Origin of the sequence: Deinococcus depolymerans (genome assembly GCF_039522025.1) — a bacterium.
Lineage (GTDB): Bacteria > Deinococcota > Deinococci > Deinococcales > Deinococcaceae > Deinococcus > Deinococcus depolymerans.
In genome coordinates this window covers 1-1734 of sequence record NZ_BAAADB010000025.1, presented here as the reverse complement: position 1 = coordinate 1734, position 1734 = coordinate 1, and the positions used below count along the sequence as shown (strand labels likewise).

The following is a 1734-nucleotide window of genomic DNA, read 5'->3' as shown; positions in this document are numbered from 1 at the left end:
GTGCGAGGCATAGTCACTTCGCATCAAGGCCCATGAGACCGGGGAATTTCAAGCCCCTGCCTCCTGGGCCTTCGTGCTGGTCGCTGTTCTCTCGCCCGTGGAAACTCTTGGTCAACACCCCGGAAGGGACACCGGGTTGCCAACTCCACGCCCGGAATCCGTCTCCCTCCTACTCTGCAGGGCAGCTCTGCGAGTCGCTTCGCTCGGATTGAATGGTTATGCAACCATCCAATCGGAGACCGTTTGACATCCGCCTCCCCCTGGGCGACGTGAAATTCAGCGTGCGGGTCGCTGTCCTCTGCACGCGCGGCGACCGCCTCCTCACGAACACCGAGCCCGGCATCGGCTTTCACTACCTGCCCGGCGGGGCCGTCACCACCGACGAGGACTCCGCCACCGCCGCCGCCCGCGAATGGACGGAAGAAACAGGCCTGCCCCCCGGCCCACTGCGACTGGTCGGCGTGGTCGAGAGCTTCTTCGGCCCCGCCAACCACCGCCAGCACGAGATCGGCTTCTACTACCACACACCCGCCCCAGCGGAACTGCCGGACAACCCGTTCACCGTGCAGGACAACCCCGGCGTGACCTGCCACTGGCTCCCGATGAACGACACCGAATCCACCCCGGTCTACCCGCTGGTCATCCGCGACCTGCTGGACGTCCCACCCGGCGAAATCCGCCACATCGTCAACCGCGAAGGGTAACAGCGCGAACCTGCGCCAGCGCCGCCCATGCCGAAGCCCGCACCTGACTTCACGAACTCCGCCCCGGCCCGCACCACCGCCGCCGTCGCCTCCCGCTTCTGCTCATCACTCAGGAAGCACGTCAGGGTGGGCACCTTCAACACCGTGTCCGGAATCGCACGACGCACCCCGCGCACATCCGCCTCCACCGCGTCCCACTCGTTCGCGAGCGCCGCGCCGATGTGAATCACCATGTCCACCTCGTCCGCACCCGCCTCCACGCTCAGGCGGGCCTCCACCGCCTTCTGCTCGCTGCTCACCGCACCCAGCGGGAACCCACACACGGGCGCCACCTTCACGTCCGACCCCGCCAACTCCGCCTTCGCCAGCCCAAGGAACACCGGATTCAGGCACGCCGCGAAGAACGAGTGGTCACGCGCCTCGGCGCACAAGTTCACGATGTCCGCGCGGGTGGCGGTGGGCTTCAGGAGGGGATGGGGGTGGACGAAGACAGCTTCACGCCCCCCAGAAGACCCCCCCCAGCCTATTGATCGCGGCGAAGATCTGAGTTGATAGACTTGCCACATGCCTGGTTGGCAACCGACCCACTACTCCCGCGCTCAACTCGAGGAGCGCCGCCTCGCCGCTCTCGCATGGATTGAACGCGGAACCCATCGGAACCAGGAGATTGCGAATCACTTCGGTGTCTCCGTCCATACGATCTACACCTGGAAAGCACGACTACGCCGCAATGGTGGCCTGAAGGCCACCATTGCCAGTGGCGCAACCTCGCGGCTCACAGCGGCACAACACGAACAATTGCGCACCTTCCTGCGGGAGGGTGCGGTGCACCACGGGTTCCCTGATCCGACGTGGACGACACGTCGGGTCACTGATCTGATCGGACGTCACTTTGACGTGTGGTATCACCACGAGGTAGTTGGCTGGAACTATGCCCGACACCACTGAAATGGGAGCGTCCGGGGCCTATCCCCGGACGTGTCAAAAGAGCTCCCACTCGAGAGTTTCGTCTGTCAGAACCCCGCCTGTC

General features: G+C 65.0%; 3 protein-coding genes. 2 read left to right on the top strand and 1 reads right to left on the bottom strand.

Features of this window, described 5'->3' with window-relative positions; genetic code table 11:
* Window positions 1-269: 269 nt before the first annotated feature.
* Entirely contained in the window at window positions 270-704 is a 435-nt protein-coding gene (locus ABDZ66_RS12360) for an NUDIX hydrolase (protein ID WP_343759346.1), read from the top strand.
* Here ABDZ66_RS12360 and deoC read toward each other — a convergent pair.
* Entirely contained in the window at window positions 629-1270 is a 642-nt protein-coding gene (gene deoC, locus ABDZ66_RS12355) for a deoxyribose-phosphate aldolase (RefSeq protein WP_343759343.1), read from the bottom strand. The two genes, ABDZ66_RS12360 and deoC, sit on opposite strands and share 76 nt — an antisense overlap.
* Here deoC and ABDZ66_RS12350 point away from each other — a divergent pair.
* Entirely contained in the window at window positions 1269-1652 is a 384-nt protein-coding gene (locus tag ABDZ66_RS12350; RefSeq protein ID WP_343759340.1) for a helix-turn-helix domain-containing protein, read from the top strand. The two genes, deoC and ABDZ66_RS12350, sit on opposite strands and share 2 nt — an antisense overlap.
* The last annotated feature ends 82 nt before the right edge of the window (window positions 1653-1734 follow it).